We start from the raw sequence: 16041 nt of genomic DNA on the forward strand, positions 1-16041 counted from the left end.
GGGGGGCTGGGCAAGCAGCCCCCCTTGGCTCGCCGGGAAGGCGAAAGGCTGAGTCAGGGGCGGCACGACGCAGAAAGCAATTCACCGATAGCCCGCCCTCTGAATCAGACCAATTCGATGGCAACCGCCGTCGCCTCACCACCACCAATGCACAGCGAGGCAACGCCACGCTTGCCGCCGGTCTGCTGCAGCGCGTTGATCAGGGTAATGATGATGCGTGAGCCGGTGGAACCGACCGGATGGCCCTGGGCGCAGGCGCCGCCGTAAATGTTGACCTTGGCGTGATCCAGACCGTGTTCACGGATAGCCAGCATGGCGACCATGGCGAAGGCTTCGTTGATTTCGAACAGGTCGACGTCAGCGGCGCTCCAGCCCGTCTTGTTGAACAGGTTGGTCATGGCGCCGATGGGGGCCAGCGTGAACTCGCTCGGGTCCTGGCTCTGGGTTGCATGGCCAACAATGCGGGCCAGCGGCTTGAGGCCACGGCGTTCGGCTTCGGCGGCTGTCATCAGCACCAGGGCGCTGGCACCATCGGAGATGGAGCTGGCGTTGGCGGCGGTGACGGTGCCGTCTTTCTTGAAGGCCGGTTTGAGGGTCGGGATCTTGTCCAGATTGGCGTTCAGCGGCTGCTCGTCGTCCTTGACCACGACCTCGCCCTTGCGGGTTTTGACCGTGACCGGGACGATCTCGCTGGCCAGGGTGCCGTTCTCGATGGCGGCCTGGGCGCGCTTGAGCGACTCGATGGCATAGGCGTCCATGTCTTCGCGGGTCAGGCCGTACTGGTCGGCGGTGTCCTGGGCGAAGGAGCCCATCAGGCGCCCGGTGCGGGCGTCTTCCAGACCGTCAAAGAACATGTGGTCCTTGATCTCGCCATGACCCATGCGCAGACCGCTGCGGGCTTTCTCGAGAAGGTACGGCGCGTTGGACATGCTTTCCATGCCGCCGGCGACCATCACGCTGTTGCTGCCAGCCTTGAGCGCATCGTGGGCCTGCATCACGGCTTTCATGCCGGAGCCGCACAGTTTGTTGATGGTGGTGCAGCCGGTGGCGGCTGGCAGGCCGGCGTTCAGGCTGGCCTGGCGGGCGGGCCCCTGCTTCAGGCCGGCGGGCAGCACGCAGCCCATGATGACTTCGTCGACGTCAGCGGCGGCGATGCCAGCCCGCGCCACTGCTTCACGGATGCTGATGGCGCCCAGATCGACTGCACTGACGCTGGACAGGCTGCCCTGAAAACCACCCATGGGAGTACGTGCGCCCCCAACAATTACGATGCTCTGGTCCGACATGACCGCTCCTGATTTAAGGTTGATTTTGCTTGTTTAGACTGCGGCAGGCGTTCTGGTCACAAAACGACTTTGTTTACAATTATACGCATGATGGTGCCAATGAAAATCCGTATGATGATTTCCGCTTGCGCTCGGCGAATCAGTCTGCACACTTGATATGGCTGGTCGGCAGCGCTTTACGACCGCTTCCATGCCCTGACAATCCCAACAACAGTAGGTCATTCAATGCTCAATACTCGAATCCTCAAGCCGGCCGATGAGGCTCACTCCACACCGTTGCTGATCAAGAACCTGCTGCTGACCGGCCAGCGCTACGAGCGCACGCAGGAGATCATCTACCGTGACCTGGTACGCTACGATTACCGCACCTTCAATGAGCGTGTGTGCCGTGCGGCCGATGCCCTGACCAAAGCGGGCGTCAAGGCGGGTGATACGGTGGCGATGATGGATTGGGACAGCCACCGCTATCTGGAGTGCATGTTCGCCGTGCCCATGATCGGTGCGGTGATGCACACCATCAACGTCCGTTTGTCCCCGGATCAGATTCTCTACACGATGAATCACGCCGAAGACATCGTGGTACTGATCAACAGTGAGTTCGTGCCGATCTACAAGGCCATCGAAGACCAGCTGACCACCGTCACCACCACCATCCTGCTGACCGACGAAGAAGACAAGACGGCTGATCTGCCCGGCCTGGCAGGCGAGTACGAGCAGTTGCTCGCCGCCGCTGAGCCGACCTACGACTTCCCGGACTTTGACGAGAACTCGGTCGCCACGACCTTTTACACCACCGGCACCACCGGCAACCCCAAAGGCGTGTATTTCACCCATCGTCAGCTGGTGCTGCACACCCTTGGGCAGGCTACGTCCATGGCCGCGCTGGACAGCGTGCGTCTGTTGGGCAACCGCGACGTCTACATGCCGATCACCCCGATGTTCCACGTTCACGCCTGGGGCCTGCCCTATACCGCGACCATGCTGGGGGTCAAACAGGTCTACCCCGGTCGTTATGAGCCGGAGCGCCTGGTGCAGATGATCAAGGAGCACAAGGTCACCTTCTCCCATTGCGTACCGACCATTCTGCAGATGGTGCTCAATGCCGAAGGCGCCAAGGACTTCGACTTTGGCGGCATGCGCGTGATCATCGGCGGCAGCGCCCTGAATCGCTCGCTGTACAACGCGGCCAAGGCCAAGGGTATGCAGCTGGGGGCGGCTTACGGCATGTCTGAGACCTGCCCGCTGATCTCCGCCGGCTACATCAACCTGGAGGATGAAGCCGCCAGCGAGGAGCAGCGTATTAGCCAGCGCATCAAGGCCGGTGTGCCGGGGCCGCTGGTCGAGGCGCAGGTGATTGCCGCGGATGGCAGCTTCCTGCCCAAGGATGGTGTGACCCAGGGTGAACTGGTGCTGCGCGCGCCCTGGCTGACCCAGGCTTACTACCGTGAGCCGGAAAAGAGCAAAGAGTTGTGGGCCGGCGGTTGGATGCACACCGGTGATGTGGCGACCATCAGCCCCACTGGCACCATCGAGATCCGTGACCGCATCAAGGATGTGATCAAGACCGGTGGCGAGTGGTTGTCTTCGCTGGAGCTGGAAGATCGTATCAGCCGCAGCCCGCTGGTAGCCGAGGTGGCCGTGGTCGGGGTGCCTGACCCGCGCTGGGATGAGCGTCCGTTTGCGCTGATCGTGCCGGCAGCGGGTCAGACGGTCACCGCCCAGGCGATTGCCGATCACCTGATGCCGAGTGTCGAAGAAGGCCATATCAACAAGTGGGCCATTCCGCGTCAGATCGCTGTAGTGTCGGAAATTCCCAAGACCAGCGTCGGTAAACTCGACAAGAAGCGCATTCGCGGCGACATCGCCGGCTGGCTCGAGTCCGAGGCAAGCTGCATCTCCTCGCTGGACTGAGCAGGCACTGCTGAAAACAGGCCGCAACGGGCTAACCCGCTGCGGCCTTTTTGTTGCGCGCCGGTTACTTTTTGGAATGATTCATCAGGCGGTAAGTGTCTCAAACGATCGTTTGCACAAGATGTTGATTTTGCTGCTGTATGGGGCGATTTTGGTGGGTTTTTGCGTTATTCACCTGGCTTATTTCCGCACGTTCGCGGGACACTCAGGCTTGATTAGCTCGCACTCACGCAGTAGAGTCATGGCCCTCTCAAGTCCTATAAAAAACCTAATAAATCCGTCGCTGCTTACCCCGTTGTCTATGCTCTGGGTAATGCGGGCGATGTCGTGCGTCTGAAAGTATGACGGCAGGCACCGCGTGTGCCCCTTGAGGGAATCACACCGGTCATGGTCGTTGCAGCTCTGCGCTGGGCCGGTTACCCCAAACAACTCCAAGCAGAACAGGGCGAATCAATGAAACCCACACATCTTGCATCTACACTCCTGGCCTCCGCGCTGCTGGCACCGTCTGCCTTTGCCGCTGTGAGCGAGCAGGAAGCCGCCAAGCTGGGCGACAGCCTGACACCGATCGGTGCAGAAACCGCAGGCAACGCGGCCGGCACCATCCCGGCCTGGACCGGTGGTCTGGCGACGGACGCCGCGCCGGTTGATGCCAACGGCTTCCTGTCCAACCCCTACAGTGGCGAGCAGCCGCTGTTCGTGATCACCGCCGCCAACTACGAGCAATATGCTGACAACCTGGCGCCGGGTCAGATCGCGATGTTCAAGCGCTACCCCGACACCTTCAAGATGCGCGTATTCCCCAGCCACCGTTCAGCTGCCTTCCCGCAGGCCGTCTACGACGCCACTGCGAAGAACGCGACCAACACTACTCTGGTACAGGGCGGCAACGGTCTGGAGAACTACACCGTGGCCAACGCCTTCCCGATCCCGGCTGACGGCCTGGAAGTCGTTTGGAACCATGTTACCCGCTACCGTGGTGAGTCCTTCCAGCGCACTGTGGTGCAGGCTACTCCGCAGGTTAATGGCAACTACAACGTTGTTCGCTTTGTAGAAGAGTATGCGATCCCGACTGGCCTGCAGGACTACGAGGCCGGCAGCGCGACCGACATGCTGTACTACTTCAAGCAACAGGTGACCGACCCGGCACGTCTGGCCGGTAACGTGCTGCTGGTGCACGAGACCATCAACCAGGTCGCCACCCCGCGTATGGCCTGGATCTACAATGCCGGTCAGCGTCGCGTGCGCCGTGCCCCGCAGGTGTCCTACGACGGTCCGGGTACTGCCGCTGACGGCATGCGTACTTCCGATAACCTCGACCTGTACAACGGCGCGCCGGATCGTTACGACTGGGAGCTGGTCGGCAAGCGCGAGATGTTCATCTCCTACAACAACTACGAGCTGGGTTCGCCGCAGGTCAAGTACGACCAGATCTTCCAGGCTGGCCACATCAACCAGGATCTGGCGCGCTATGAGCTGCACCGCGTCTGGGAAGTGGTTGCCAACGTCAAGCCGACCGAGCGCCACATCTATGCCAAGCGTCACATGTTTATCGACGAGGACTCTTGGCAGGCAGCGCACATCGACCACTACGATGGTCGTGGCGAGCTGTGGCGTGTAGGCGAGGCACACGCGATCCAGCGTTACGCTGACGGCGTGCTGGGCTACACCATGGAAACCCTGTACGACCTGATCGCCGGTCGCTACCTGGTCATGGGTGCCAACAACGAAGAGCGTAGCAACTACAGCTATGGCTATGAACTGACCGGCGCGGAGTTCACTCCGACCGCACTGCGTCAGTCCGGCGTGCGCTAAGTCGTACTTCGGCAATACCAGCGCCCGGCCTTGTGCCGGGCGTTGTCGTTTCTAGAAGCTGACCGCCAGACTCAGCGCCAGACCGGACACGCCATTGCCGTACATATGTCGCAGCAGCACACGCGTGCGGGTAACAAACACCTCGTAGGCGCTGGAGTCGAACTCCACGCCGACGCCGACGGTGGAGAGCCGGTCAAAACCCAGCGCGCCGCGCTGCTCGCCGATGTATTCGGAGTGCGAGTATTCCAGCACATAGCGTAACGGCCGCTTGAATACGGTCAGCCTGGTGGGTGCCCGGTAGCGGCTCCACAGGTTGAGGGTCTCGGCGCTGGTATGTCCGTCGATCACCTTGGTGCCGCCAATGTTCTGCAGATCCAGGTAGCTGTAACGCATCTCCAGATCCACTTCGTAGTCCGGCCGTACCCGCTCCCAGTCCAGCATCAGCGCGCCGCCCAAGCCGAGTGCGGCCATGTGCCCGTCGTCGAGAAACTCGATATCCCGGTCGTAGGTGTAGTTGAGGTACAGGCGCGCGCTGTTCAGGTCGCTGGTCATGTAACCCAGCGCAATGTTGCCGATGGGGCGGATAACCCACTCGTCGTTCAGCGCGAAGTCCCAGCCGATGCCGCCGGCTGCGGTAACCGAGGTCCACTTGGTCGGCAGCGTTCGGGTTTCGACCCCATCGGAGGCAACAAACTTGGGGTCGTAGCGGCTGTAGGCAACCGAGCCTTCGAGGTACAGCGGGATCTCGTCGCTCATGGTGGCGCCGCCGCCCAGCTGGGTCATCTGCAGTGCCGGGTTGCCGGTATCGCGATCATTGATACTGAGCGAGCTGGAAGCCAGGTCCAGGGTCATGGAATAGGACATCAGCGTCAGCACACCGTTGATGGCGTCCTCTACCCCGCTGCCCTGTAATTGCAGGGGCGCCGCCTGAACGGCGGCACTGCTGAAGATTAGCGCGCTTGCGCCGAGAAAACGATTGACCATGGACCGTCCTGTTCCGCTCGCAAGGAGCCCGTGGTTGTCGGGCAAACTCAGCATAGTTCAGGCGCGTGGCGGCTGCGCGGGCCAGGGTCAGTCCGGCGGCATTCAGCAGACCTGGGCGACCCAGTCGTTCAAGTTGTAGTAGTTGCTGATGCGCGCGACCTTGCCGTTTTTGACTTCAAAGAACGCACCGGCCGGCAGCACGTATTTCTGGCCGTTGGCCGGCGGCAGGCCCTCGTCGTCGGCCAGGTATTCGCCGTTGACGAGAAACTCGGCAGCGGCGCGGCTGCCGTCAGCGCTGACCATGATGACCATGTCGGTCAGTTGTTCGCGGTAGCAGCGATTCATCTTGTCCATGAACTCGGCAAATACTGCCTTGCCGACCTGCCGCTCGCCCTGGTTGATGTCGTGCACCACATCGTCGCTGAGCAGGGCGAGAAAGGCGGGCATGTCGGCGGCATTGAAGGCGTCGTAGTAGGCCTGAATCAGATCCTGGGTGGTCACGGTTCTAGAGCTCCTGTTACGGGTTAGGCTGCAGCCATGATAAGTTGCCCGCAAGTGCCGGTACAGACGCCGGCGAGACAAACTGGCAGCGAGTTTCAGCATGGACATTCAACTGCTCAGCGGGCAACAGATCGCGCCCTGGATTGATGCATTGGCGGAGCTGCGCATTCGTGTGTTTCGTGACTTCCCCTATCTGTACGACGGCAGCCGTGCTTACGAGGCCGAGTACCTCTCCACCTACCTGCGTAGCGCCGACAGCCTGTGTGTGCTGGTGCAGGACCAAGGTCAGGTAGTCGGTGCGTCCACGGCCTTGCCGCTGGCGGATGAGACGGACGAGTTCAAGCAGCCCTTTGTCGAGCAGGGGTGGGATTGCGAGCGCACCTTCTACTGCGCCGAGTCTGTTGTGCTGCCGGCCTGGCGCGGCAAGGGGCTGGGCGTGCGTTTCTTTGCTGAGCGGGAGTCCCATGCTCGGCGGCTGGGGCGTTTTGACTGGTCCGCTTTCTGCGCGGTGCAGCGCCCGGCAGATCATCCGCGGCGGCCTGCGGGCTATCAGCCGCTCGATGCCTTCTGGGCGCGGCGCGGCTACCAGCATCACCCTGAGCTGGCGACGGTCTACCACTGGCGCGATCTGGATGAAACCGAAGACTCGGCCAAGCCGATGTCGTTCTGGCTTAAGGAGCTAGTCTGATGATCACCCTTGCAGCTTGTCAGTACCACATCGATCTGCTGGAAACCTGGGACGCTTACGCCGCGCATCTCACTTCGTTGTGCCAACAGGCAGCCGAGCAAGGTGCCCAGCTGTTGCTGTTGCCCGAGTACGCAGGGCTGGTGCTGAGCGGCCAGCTGCCAGCTGCCGAGCGCGCTGACCTGCATGCCTCCATTGCCGGCATCCAGCCGCTACTGCCGCGCTGGCTGGCGCTGTGCGAGCAGATCGCGCGGGACTGCAATGTCTATCTGCAGCCGGGCTCGATCCCGGTGCTGGACGACGATGGGCAATACCGCAACCGCGCCTGGCTGTTTGGCCCCGAGGGCTGTCTCGGCCGTCAGGACAAGCTGATGATGACCCGCTTTGAATTGGAGCAGTGGAATATCGCCGGCGGTAGCGAACTGACGGTATTCGACACCGACCTGGGCAAGCTTGGCATTCTGATCTGTTATGACAACGAGTTCCCCATGCTGGCGCGGACGTTGTCTGAGCAGGGCGCGGATCTGATTCTGGCGCCCAGCTGTACCGACACGGTTGCCGGCTTTTATCGGGTGCGCACTGGCGCGCGGGCGCGGGCACTGGAAAACCAGATTGCGGTGCTGCAGTCGCCGACCGTCGGCATGGCCGGCTGGACGCCCGCGCTGGATGAAAACAACGGCCGCGCTGCGCTCTATGTGCCTTCGGACTACGGCATGCCGGCCGACGGTATCGTCGCCGAAAGCCTCGAGCTATGCCCGGACAGCAGTCAGTGGCTGATCTGCCAGCTGGACCTGGACGAGGTGCGTCGGCTGCGGGACCACGGTCAGGTATTTACCCGGCGTGACTGGCCGAAGCAGTTTGAGACGCTCGGCGCAGTCAAGCGTTAGCCGAGTGCGCCACATGCGGCGGCGTCGATCACCTCTTTGACCAGCAACAGCGCTGATTCAAGGCGTGCTTTGTCGAGCGAACCCAGCGCCAGCCGGATCGCCTGCGGCCTGTGATCACCCACTGCAAAGGGTGCTGCGCTGGATACCGACACCTTGCGCTGCAAGAGTGCGGAGACCACCTGCTCAGCGCGTACCGTCGCTGGCAGCGGCAACCAGAGAAAATAGCTGTTTGGATGCCCGTGCCAGGGCAGGCCATGCAGCACACGGCGAGCGCATTGCTGACGCGCTGCCGCATCGCGGCGCTTGGCCTGCTCTAGTTGCTGCACCGTGCCATCGGTTATCCAGTCGCAGGTGATGCGGGTGAGCATGGCGGGGGTATTCCAGGCTGTAGCCCTGATTGCACGTTCCAGATTGGCTATCCGGCTGACCGGCGCAACCAGGTACCCTACCCGCAGGCCGGTGGCCACGCTTTTAGAAAATCCCGAAACGTAGAGGGTACGTTCCGGCGCAAAGTTGTATAGCGGCGCTGGCGGATCTACCGCGAGGAAGGCATAGGCGGCGTCTTCGATCAGCAGCAAATCGTGCTTGCGCGCCAGTGCCGCCAGTTGCTTGCGCTGCCCACGGCCCATGACCCAGCCCAGCGGGTTGTGCAGCGTGGGCATGCAATACAGGGCACGTACCTTGCGACGCTGGCAGAGTGCGTCGAGTGCGGCCAGATCCGGCCCGTTGTCGTCAGGGGGGAGCGGCAGCACCTCCAGCTGCAGGGCGTGAGCAATCGCCTTGAAACCGGGGTAGGTCAGGGCGTCGGCGGCAATCACGTCACCCGCTTTGAGCTGGCTCATCAGGGCGACGGTCAACCCGTGCTGGGCACCGCTGACCAGCAACACCTGCTCAGCGCTAACCGCCAGCCCGCGCGTGCCCAGGTGGCCTGCGATGATTGCGCGCTCGTGCCGGCGCCCGGCGTGGGGCTGGTAACGCAGCAGCGCATCCAGATCGCCTGCGCTGGCCAGCTGGCGTAGCGCATCGCGCAGCAACTCAGCCTGTTCCGGCAATTCCGGGTAGTTGAAGTTCAGATCGCACATGCCCGGTGCGGTTGGGCTCTGGTCGATGCCGTGGCCAGCAGGCACGCTGGTTTCCCGCACAAAGGTACCGCGTCCGGTTTCGGCGCTGACCAGCCCCATTGATTCGAGCTCGGCGTACACGCGCGACGCGGTGGTCAGGGCGAACTGCTCCTGCCGCGCCAGGCTGCGATGGGTGGGCAGGCGAGTACCGGGTGGCAGCGCGCCGGCGCGGATCTGTTCGGCGAGGTGGTCAACCAGGCGCTTGTAGCGAGCTGCAGGCATTGTTGTATCCATGACAATTAATTGATTGTCATGTTCTTTCATCTGATTCTGCGCGGCAACAGCAACCTGCTCAGAGGGTGAAATGCCATGCACATCAGTATCCTGACCTTCGATGGATTCAACGAGCTCGACTCCTTTATCGCCTACGGCATTCTCAATCGAGTGCGCCGTGACGACTGGCGCGTGACCATCGCCAGCCCGGTCGAGCGCCCGCGTTCGATGAACGGGCTGGTGGTTGATCGGCAAGTCTCGCTGGCAGAGGCGTGCAGCGCGGATGCGGTGCTGGTCGGCAGCGGTATGCAGACGCGGCAGATTGCTGCTGACGACGGCCTGATGGCGCAGCTGCACCTCGACCCCGAGCGCCAGCTGCTGGCGGCACAGTGCTCCGGCGCGTTGCTGCTGGCCAAGCTTGGTCTGTTGAACGGTATCCCCGCGTGCACTGATCTGACTACTCGTCCCTGGGTCGTTGAGGCAGGAGTTGAGGTGCTGGAGCAGCCGTTTTTTCAACAGGGCAATATCGCCACCGCCGGTGGTTGTCTGGCGTCGGTTTATCTGGCGGCTTGGCTTATCTGGCGGTTGTCGGGGGAGGAGGCGGCGGCACAGGCGATTCATTACGTCGCCCCAGTGGGTGAGAAGGATGCGCTGGTGCAGCGCGTCCTGGAGCAGCTGAGCTCCTCTGGCTGAGTCCATGCTTGCCTCGGCGAGATACTGATCGCAGGATGGTTCTGGAGAGGATTTGCGCGGCGGAGGGCAGGGTAATGAACACAGTATTCGGCGGCTGTCTTTGCGGCGCCGTGCGCTTGCGCGCGGAGGGTGAGCCGCTGCGCGTGGGTGTCTGCCATTGTATGGATTGCCGCAAGCATCATGGTGCACTGTTTCATGCATCGGCTATTTTCCCGGGTGCGGCAGTGCAGGTGACAGGTCAGGTCGCCGAGTACGCGGGACGATACTTCTGCCCGGTCTGCGGCTCGTCGGTTTATTCGCGCAGTGGTGATGAGATGGAAGTGCACTTGGGTGCGCTGGATGCGCCGAGCCTGTTTGCGCCCAGCTACCAGCTGTGGACCTGTCGCCGCGAGGCCTGGTTGCCTGCCTTTGCTGGCGTGCAGGGCCATGAGCGCGACCGCGAAGGCTGACAGCAAGCAACTGTTCATTATTTGTTCATCTACTGATCCTAGCTTAAGGGGATGGCGCCTCATGCGCCGCCTTCCCCTTTCGACCACAGGATCAGGTCATGCAAGACTCCCCGGGCTCCTTGAGCTGGCTTGAAGCCGAACTGGCTGATGCGTTTGACGAAGATCTGGAAATGGAAATCTCCGATCCGGAACTGTCGCTGGCGCTGCGCCGTATCTACAAATCCAACCATGCCCCCACACTGGAACGACGCCACTATTTTGAAGCGCTGCTGCCGCTGCAGTCCGAGCTGATCAAACTGCAGGACTGGGTTGCCAGTACCGGGCAGAAGGTTGTGGTGGTGTTTGAAGGGCGCGATGCGGCGGGTAAGGGCGGGGTGATCAAACGTATTACCCAGCGGCTCAATCCGCGTGTTTGCCGGGTGGTGGCCTTGCCCAAGCCGACCGACCGGGAGCGTACCCAGTGGTATTTCCAGCGCTATGTGCCGCACCTGCCGGCCGCCGGTGAAATCGTGCTGTTCGACCGCTCCTGGTATAACCGCGCCGGGGTTGAACGGGTGATGGGCTTTGCCAGCGAAGGCCAGGTAGAGCAGTTCTTCGAGGATGTGCCGGAGTTTGAGCGCATGCTGGTGCGTTCGGGGATCATCCTGATCAAGTACTGGTTTTCGATTACCGACGAAGAGCAGCAGATGCGTTTTCTCATGCGCATTCACGACCCGATGAAGCAGTGGAAGCTCTCGCCCATGGATCTGCAGTCGCGGGTGCGCTGGGAAGACTACACCCGGGCCAAGGAAGAGATGTTCGCGCGTACCAACATTCCCGAGGCGCCCTGGTACATCGTTGAGGGCAATGACAAAAAGCGCGCGCGGCTGGACTGCATCCATCACCTGCTGGACCACATACCCTACCAAAGCGTGACCCAGGACAAGATTGATCTGCCCGATCGGGTGTTTGATCCGGATTACGAGCGCCAGACCCTGCCCAACGAGCTTTACGTTCCCAAGCGCTACTGACCCTGACGCCATCGCACAGCTTGCCGGGCGTCACCGCTCTGTCATGCGGCGAGCTGATGATGGCCTTTTCTCAACGGAGGAGTTTCCATGAACAGCAACGCAGAAGCGTTACCGGCACCGCAGGCAGTCAGCGGCAGCCGCTGGCCTCAGTGGCTGGCCGTACTCGGATTGATCTATGTGCTGATCTGCGCGGTCAGCATGATCGGTTCCGGTTTCAAGGCGGCAACGGGAGGGCAGGCTCAGGAGCTGTTCTCCTTTGCCTCCAACCCCTATGTGGGCCTGGTTATCGGCATTGTTGCCACGGCGCTGATTCAGTCGTCCTCAACCGTTACCTCACTGATCGTCGGCATGGTCGCGGGCGGGCTGCCGGTGGGTATCGCCATTCCCATGATCATGGGCTCCAACGTGGGCACCACCGTGACCAACACGTTGGTCAGCCTCGGCCATGTGCGTGACAAGAGCGAATTTCGACGGGCCTTTTCGGCGGCCACCGTGCATGACTTTTTCAACCTGATTGCCGTTGCGATCTTTTTACCGCTGGAGATCATGTTTGGCCTGCTGGAAAAGGTATCGGCCTGGCTGGCAACCCTGCTGGTGGGCGCGGACAGCTATTCGATGTCCGACATGAACTTCATGAAAAGCCTGACCAAGCCCTTCGTCAACCTGGTCGACAGCGTCACCGGCTTGCTGCCGGGGGCCATGGCGGGTGCAGCAATGGTGCTGGCCGGGTTGGTGCTGATCTTTGTGGCCATCACCTACACCGGCAAGCTGCTCAAGGTGCTGATGGTCGGCAAGGCGAAGGAAGTACTGCACTCGGCGATCGGCCGTGGGCCGGTTGCCGGCATCGCTTCCGGTGCGCTGGTGACCACCTTTGTGCAGTCCTCCTCGACCACCACCAGCCTGATGGTCCCGTTGGCCGGCTCCGGTACCTTCAGCCTGAGGCAGATCTATCCCTTTATGCTGGGTGCCAACATCGGCACCACGGTCACGGCCTTGCTGGCCGCCACGGCGGTTGGCGGGGCGGTGGCCTCGTCAGCGCTGCAGATTGCGCTGGTGCACCTGATGTTCAACGTCTTCGCCGTGGTGGTGATCTTTGGCCTGCCGTTCCTGCGTGACCTGCCCATCAAGGGGGCCGAATGGCTGGCCGATATTGCGGCCGAGAAGAAGATCTTTGCCGCCATCTGGATGCTGGGTGTGTTTATCGTGCTGCCGCTGCTGCTGATCGCGGCGAGCATGGTGTTTTGATCACCAGATACTTCAAAGGAAGGAAACATCATGACTGATCTTGAGCATCTTTCGACCCAGGAATTGAAAGCCATCCTGGACGAGACAGAACAGCGCATCCATGAAATCCGTGCCGAGCTGGATGAGCGCGAGGCCGACGCCCAGCATGCGCTGGTCGATAGCATCGAGCTGAGCCCCGAGTGGACGCCGGTCAAGTGGGGGCAGGTCAAAGTCTTCTTCCAGCTCGTGCTGGACGAGCTGCGGAGCAAAAAGCCATGACACTGAGCACTGTTCGACGTCTAACCCTGAGCGGGCTGATTGCCGGACTGCTGGCGTCGCCGGCGTTTGCCAGCGATACCATCCTGGCCGATGGTTCCAGCACCGTGTTTCCCATCACCCAGCAAGCGGCTGAGCGCAGCAAGCTGGTGGTTGATAATCGGTTCTCCGGCACCACTGCGGGGTTCCGACGCTTTTGCGCCGGTGAAACCGACATCAGCAATGCCTCGCGGCCGATCAACCGCGAGGAGATGGCGAGCTGTGAGGCCGCCGGTGTGCGTTATGTCGAGCTGCCCATCGCCTTTGACGCCATCGCCATTGTCGTCAATGGCAGCAATGACTGGGTGCGCGACATCACCACCGATGAGCTGAAAACACTGTGGCAGCCGCAGGCCGAGGGCCAGGAAATCACCTGGCAGGACCTGCGCGCCGAGTGGCCGGATCGGCCTGTCAGTCTGTTTGGTCGTGGCAGCAACTCCGGTACCTACGATTACTTCACCGCCGTGATCAACGGCGAAACGCGTGCCAGCCGCGGTGATTACCTGGCCAGCGAGAACGAAGAGGAGCTGGTCGAGGCCATGCTGGCGGAGCCTGATGCACTGGGCTTCTTTGGTGTCGGCGCTTACTTCCGGCATTGGCAGGAGCTGCATGACGTCGCGGTGGATAGCGGTAAAGGACCGGTCTATCCGGCGTTGAACGAGGTGTTGGGTGGCCAGTATCAGCCGCTGGCGCGGCCGCTGTTCCTGTATGTGAACGCCGATGCGCTGAAGCAGAAGGCAACCTTGCGGCCCTTTCTGGAGGGCTACCTGGATGGCGTGCGGCACTGGTTGCATGTGACCGGCTACATGCCGTTGTCGGTAGAGGCCTATGGCAAGGCGCAGCAGCGTCTGGCAGAGGGGCAAACCGGCACGCGCTTTGGCGGCGAACTGGCGGTGGGGCTGGGCCTGGACGAGTTGTACCAGGACTAGACGAACAGCCGCCGGGCAGCAGCCCGGCGGCGTTCTGGTATCAGGCTGCCGGAATCGGCATGCTCGGATACCAGGCATCCTGCAGCGGGCTGACAGTGAAACTGGCCAGCTCGTCGCGGCCTTTGAGCCAGTTTTCGACGGCGCTGCGCTGCTCTTCAGTAACCGAGCCACGCTTGGCCAGACAAATCAGGCCAAAGTCTTCTCCGCCTACGTAATCCAGACCGTTAGCGATGATAGCCTCGCGCAGGAATTGATTCAGGTAGCTGTCGATGGCTTCGTCGGACAGGTCTTGCTTGAATTCCAGATTCAGTTCGAAGCCCAGTTCCTGGAATTCGTCGACACAGAGCTTCTTGCGCAGGCGGCGCGAGCGGTTGGTAGCCATTAAATAGTCCTCTTGGCGGGTGAGTGCGCGGATTGTAGCAGCTCGTAGATGACAGTCACTGCCGGTTGTCGCCTGGAGGCGCTGGTATACTCGGTTTATTCGCTGGCCGCGCAAGGTACGTGGCCTGACCCATCGCCTGACCTGGATTTGCCATGCACCAGACACCCAGCCTGATCCGCGAAACCTTCCCCGTTGGCCCGTTGCAGTGCAACTGCACGCTGATTGGTGACCCCGTCAGCAAAAAAGCCATCGTGGTGGACCCGGGCGGCGACCATCAGTTTATTCTCAAACGCCTGGACGAGCTGGGGCTCACACTGGTCAGCATTATTCACACCCACGCGCACCTGGACCATTTTCTTGCCTCAGGCGAATTGAAAAAGGCGACCGGCGCAACGCTGCACCTGCACAAGGAAGACCAGTTCCTCTGGGACAATCTGGAGATGCAGTGCAAGATGTTCGGCGTGCCCTACACGCCGGTGCCGGCACCGGATCAGTGGCTCAGCGATGACCAGGAACTGGCCTGCGGCTGCGGCGTGGCGCTGCATACACCGGGGCACACGCCGGGCTCGATGAGCTTCTGGTTTCCGCAGGACAAGCTGTTGATTGCCGGCGATACGCTGTTCCGGCGCGGTATTGGTCGCACTGACCTGTGGGGCGGAGATTATCGCCAGATTGAACAATCCATCCGTCAGAGACTCTATAGCCTCGATGAAGATGCGGTTGTCGTTACCGGCCATGGACCGGAGACGCGCATCGGAGAGGAGATTCGCGAGAATCCGTTTATTCGCGGCTAAGCTGCGTACAGGCAGGGTTGTGCCTCTGCCTGATGGTCTGGAACCAACGAAACAAGGGAATCAATATGAAAAGCCAAGGTTTGATTGTCGCCGGTGCCTGCGCACTGATGATTGCAGGTTGCACCAATAACCCCTACACCGGCGAAGAGCAGGCCGGCAAGTCAGCGACCTACGGCGGTATTGGCGCATTGGCAGGGGCCGCCATTGGCGCCGCTACCTCCAGCAGCGACGACCGTGCCAAGGGCGCGCTGATCGGCGCCGCCGTGGGCGGTGCAGCGGGTGGCGGCTACGGCTATTACGTCGACAAGCAGGAGCAGCGCCTGCGCCAGGAACTGACCGGCACCGGTGTGCAGGTCATCCGTAACGGTGACACCCTGCAACTGGTCATGCCGGGCAACATCACCTTTGCCTCCGGCTCCTCCGATATCGCCAGCAGCTTTTACCCGACCCTGAACTCGCTGGTGAAGGTGTTCAAGGAGTTCGATCAGAACGGTATCAACATTGTTGGCCACACCGACAGCACCGGCTCTCAGGAGCTGAACATGCGCCTGTCGCGTGAGCGTGCCACCAGCGTCGCCTCCTACCTGTCCGGTCAGGGTGTGAGCGGCGCGCGCATCAGCAGCGCCGGCGTTGGCCCCAGCCAGCCGATTGCCAGCAACGATACCGAAGCAGGTCGCGCACAGAACCGCCGTGTAGAGATCACCCTGCGTCAGCTTTGATCAGGACGCGGCAGTAAAAAGGCCAACCGGGTAACCGGTTGGCCTTTTTTTATTCTCCGAGTAGCTGCACTGGCTTAGTCTGTTGGATGCTCGAAGGGTGGAGTGTGCACTGGGGTTCGTCCC

Annotated in this window: 17 protein-coding genes; 12 read left to right on the forward strand and 5 right to left on the reverse strand. The window is 61.6% G+C overall.

Translation table 11 applies throughout. The annotated features are described in order from the left end of the window. Positions 1-104: 104 nt before the first annotated feature. The gene (locus ASB58_RS01345; RefSeq protein WP_118129092.1) at positions 105-1286 is read right to left on the reverse strand and encodes an acetyl-CoA C-acyltransferase; all 1182 of its coding nucleotides are present in this window, start codon (positions 1284-1286) and stop codon (positions 105-107) included. A 225-nt stretch (positions 1287-1511) separates the two neighbouring features. Here ASB58_RS01345 and ASB58_RS01350 point away from each other — a divergent pair, with 225 nt between their 5' ends. Next, positions 1512-3197, forward strand: coding sequence for a fatty acid--CoA ligase (locus ASB58_RS01350; protein ID WP_118129093.1), 1686 nt, complete (start codon positions 1512-1514; stop codon positions 3195-3197). A 453-nt stretch (positions 3198-3650) separates the two neighbouring features. Then, positions 3651-5012, forward strand: coding sequence for a DUF1329 domain-containing protein (locus ASB58_RS01355; protein WP_096004038.1), 1362 nt, complete (start codon positions 3651-3653; stop codon positions 5010-5012). 51 nt (positions 5013-5063) lie between these two features. Here the strand turns inward: ASB58_RS01355 and ASB58_RS01360 are convergent, their stop codons facing one another. Continuing rightward, positions 5064-5996 carry an autotransporter domain-containing protein gene (locus ASB58_RS01360; RefSeq protein WP_118129094.1) on the reverse strand — a complete coding sequence of 311 codons (933 nt, stop codon included), beginning with the start codon at positions 5994-5996 and terminating at the stop codon, positions 5064-5066. A gap of 102 nt (positions 5997-6098) precedes the next feature. Next, positions 6099-6497, reverse strand: a complete 399-nt coding sequence (locus ASB58_RS01365; RefSeq protein WP_118129095.1) for a ketosteroid isomerase-related protein — start codon at positions 6495-6497, stop codon at positions 6099-6101. 100 nt (positions 6498-6597) lie between these two features. On the opposite strand from ASB58_RS01365, the gene ASB58_RS01370 reads away from it, so the two are divergent. Both ASB58_RS01370 and ASB58_RS01375 read left to right on the forward strand, forming a co-directional pair. Beyond that, entirely contained in the window at positions 6598-7185 is a 588-nt protein-coding gene (locus ASB58_RS01370; protein ID WP_118129096.1) for a GNAT family N-acetyltransferase, read from the forward strand. Next, positions 7185-8069, forward strand: coding sequence for a carbon-nitrogen hydrolase family protein (locus tag ASB58_RS01375; RefSeq protein ID WP_118129097.1), 885 nt, complete (start codon positions 7185-7187; stop codon positions 8067-8069). Before ASB58_RS01370 ends, ASB58_RS01375 begins: the two co-directional genes overlap by 1 nt. Here ASB58_RS01375 and ASB58_RS01380 read toward each other — a convergent pair. Continuing rightward, on the reverse strand, positions 8066-9412 hold the full coding sequence (locus tag ASB58_RS01380) for an aminotransferase-like domain-containing protein (protein WP_118129964.1): 1347 nt from the start codon (positions 9410-9412) through the stop codon (positions 8066-8068). The genes ASB58_RS01375 and ASB58_RS01380 overlap by 4 nt on opposite strands. 87 nt (positions 9413-9499) lie before the next feature. On the opposite strand from ASB58_RS01380, the gene ASB58_RS01385 reads away from it, so the two are divergent. The 6 genes from ASB58_RS01385 (at position 9500) to ASB58_RS01410 (ending at position 14023) form a co-directional block, all read left to right on the forward strand. Beyond that, entirely contained in the window at positions 9500-10096 is a 597-nt protein-coding gene (locus tag ASB58_RS01385) for a DJ-1/PfpI family protein (RefSeq protein WP_118129098.1), read from the forward strand. Positions 10097-10170: 74 nt separating this feature from the next. Beyond that, positions 10171-10545, forward strand: coding sequence for a GFA family protein (locus tag ASB58_RS01390; protein WP_118129099.1), 375 nt, complete (start codon positions 10171-10173; stop codon positions 10543-10545). 98 nt (positions 10546-10643) lie between these two features. Then, entirely contained in the window at positions 10644-11555 is a 912-nt protein-coding gene (gene ppk2 / locus ASB58_RS01395) for a polyphosphate kinase 2 (protein WP_096003921.1), read from the forward strand. An 87-nt stretch (positions 11556-11642) separates the two neighbouring features. Beyond that, complete coding sequence (locus ASB58_RS01400; protein WP_118129100.1) at positions 11643-12800, forward strand: Na/Pi symporter; 1158 nt, start codon at positions 11643-11645, stop codon at positions 12798-12800. A gap of 30 nt (positions 12801-12830) precedes the next feature. Next, a complete protein-coding gene (locus tag ASB58_RS01405) occupies positions 12831-13058 on the forward strand; it encodes a hypothetical protein (RefSeq protein ID WP_096003923.1) in 228 nt (75 codons plus the stop codon). Next, positions 13055-14023, forward strand: coding sequence for a PstS family phosphate ABC transporter substrate-binding protein (locus ASB58_RS01410; protein WP_118129101.1), 969 nt, complete (start codon positions 13055-13057; stop codon positions 14021-14023). Before ASB58_RS01405 ends, ASB58_RS01410 begins: the two co-directional genes overlap by 4 nt. Before the next feature lie 40 nt (positions 14024-14063). Here the strand turns inward: ASB58_RS01410 and ASB58_RS01415 are convergent, their stop codons facing one another. Beyond that, entirely contained in the window at positions 14064-14405 is a 342-nt protein-coding gene (locus tag ASB58_RS01415) for a YggL family protein (protein WP_118129102.1), read from the reverse strand. A gap of 152 nt (positions 14406-14557) precedes the next feature. On the opposite strand from ASB58_RS01415, the gene ASB58_RS01420 reads away from it, so the two are divergent. Then, positions 14558-15199, forward strand: coding sequence for an MBL fold metallo-hydrolase (locus ASB58_RS01420; protein ID WP_096003926.1), 642 nt, complete (start codon positions 14558-14560; stop codon positions 15197-15199). A 65-nt stretch (positions 15200-15264) separates the two neighbouring features. Next, positions 15265-15918, forward strand: a complete 654-nt coding sequence (locus ASB58_RS01425) for a YiaD family glycine zipper/OmpA-like lipoprotein (RefSeq protein ID WP_083727517.1) — start codon at positions 15265-15267, stop codon at positions 15916-15918. Positions 15919-16041 lie beyond the last annotated feature (123 nt).

This window comes from Pseudomonas abyssi, from assembly GCF_003444685.1.
Lineage (GTDB): Bacteria > Pseudomonadota > Gammaproteobacteria > Pseudomonadales > Pseudomonadaceae > Halopseudomonas > Halopseudomonas abyssi.

Excerpts from the sequence above, each read along its gene's own strand:
- ASB58_RS01375 (WP_118129097.1), top strand. The coding sequence starts at position 7,185 with ATGATCACCCTTGCAGCTTGTCAGTACCACATCGATCTGCTGGAAACC.
- ASB58_RS01400 (WP_118129100.1), top strand. The coding sequence starts at position 11,643 with ATGAACAGCAACGCAGAAGCGTTACCGGCACCGCAGGCAGTCAGCGGC.
- ASB58_RS01410 (WP_118129101.1), top strand. The coding sequence starts at position 13,055 with ATGACACTGAGCACTGTTCGACGTCTAACCCTGAGCGGGCTGATTGCC.
- ASB58_RS01385 (WP_118129098.1), top strand. The coding sequence starts at position 9,500 with ATGCACATCAGTATCCTGACCTTCGATGGATTCAACGAGCTCGACTCC.
- ASB58_RS01350 (WP_118129093.1), top strand. The coding sequence starts at position 1,512 with ATGCTCAATACTCGAATCCTCAAGCCGGCCGATGAGGCTCACTCCACA.
- ASB58_RS01405 (WP_096003923.1), top strand. The coding sequence starts at position 12,831 with ATGACTGATCTTGAGCATCTTTCGACCCAGGAATTGAAAGCCATCCTG.
- ASB58_RS01420 (WP_096003926.1), top strand. The coding sequence starts at position 14,558 with ATGCACCAGACACCCAGCCTGATCCGCGAAACCTTCCCCGTTGGCCCG.
- ASB58_RS01355 (WP_096004038.1), top strand. The coding sequence starts at position 3,651 with ATGAAACCCACACATCTTGCATCTACACTCCTGGCCTCCGCGCTGCTG.
- ASB58_RS01390 (WP_118129099.1), top strand. The coding sequence starts at position 10,171 with ATGAACACAGTATTCGGCGGCTGTCTTTGCGGCGCCGTGCGCTTGCGC.
- ASB58_RS01380 (WP_118129964.1), bottom strand. The coding sequence starts at position 9,412 with ATGCCTGCAGCTCGCTACAAGCGCCTGGTTGACCACCTCGCCGAACAG.
- ASB58_RS01425 (WP_083727517.1), top strand. The coding sequence starts at position 15,265 with ATGAAAAGCCAAGGTTTGATTGTCGCCGGTGCCTGCGCACTGATGATT.
- ASB58_RS01360 (WP_118129094.1), bottom strand. The coding sequence starts at position 5,996 with ATGGTCAATCGTTTTCTCGGCGCAAGCGCGCTAATCTTCAGCAGTGCC.
- ppk2 (WP_096003921.1), top strand. The coding sequence starts at position 10,644 with ATGCAAGACTCCCCGGGCTCCTTGAGCTGGCTTGAAGCCGAACTGGCT.
- ASB58_RS01415 (WP_118129102.1), bottom strand. The coding sequence starts at position 14,405 with ATGGCTACCAACCGCTCGCGCCGCCTGCGCAAGAAGCTCTGTGTCGAC.
- ASB58_RS01345 (WP_118129092.1), bottom strand. The coding sequence starts at position 1,286 with ATGTCGGACCAGAGCATCGTAATTGTTGGGGGCGCACGTACTCCCATG.
- ASB58_RS01370 (WP_118129096.1), top strand. The coding sequence starts at position 6,598 with ATGGACATTCAACTGCTCAGCGGGCAACAGATCGCGCCCTGGATTGAT.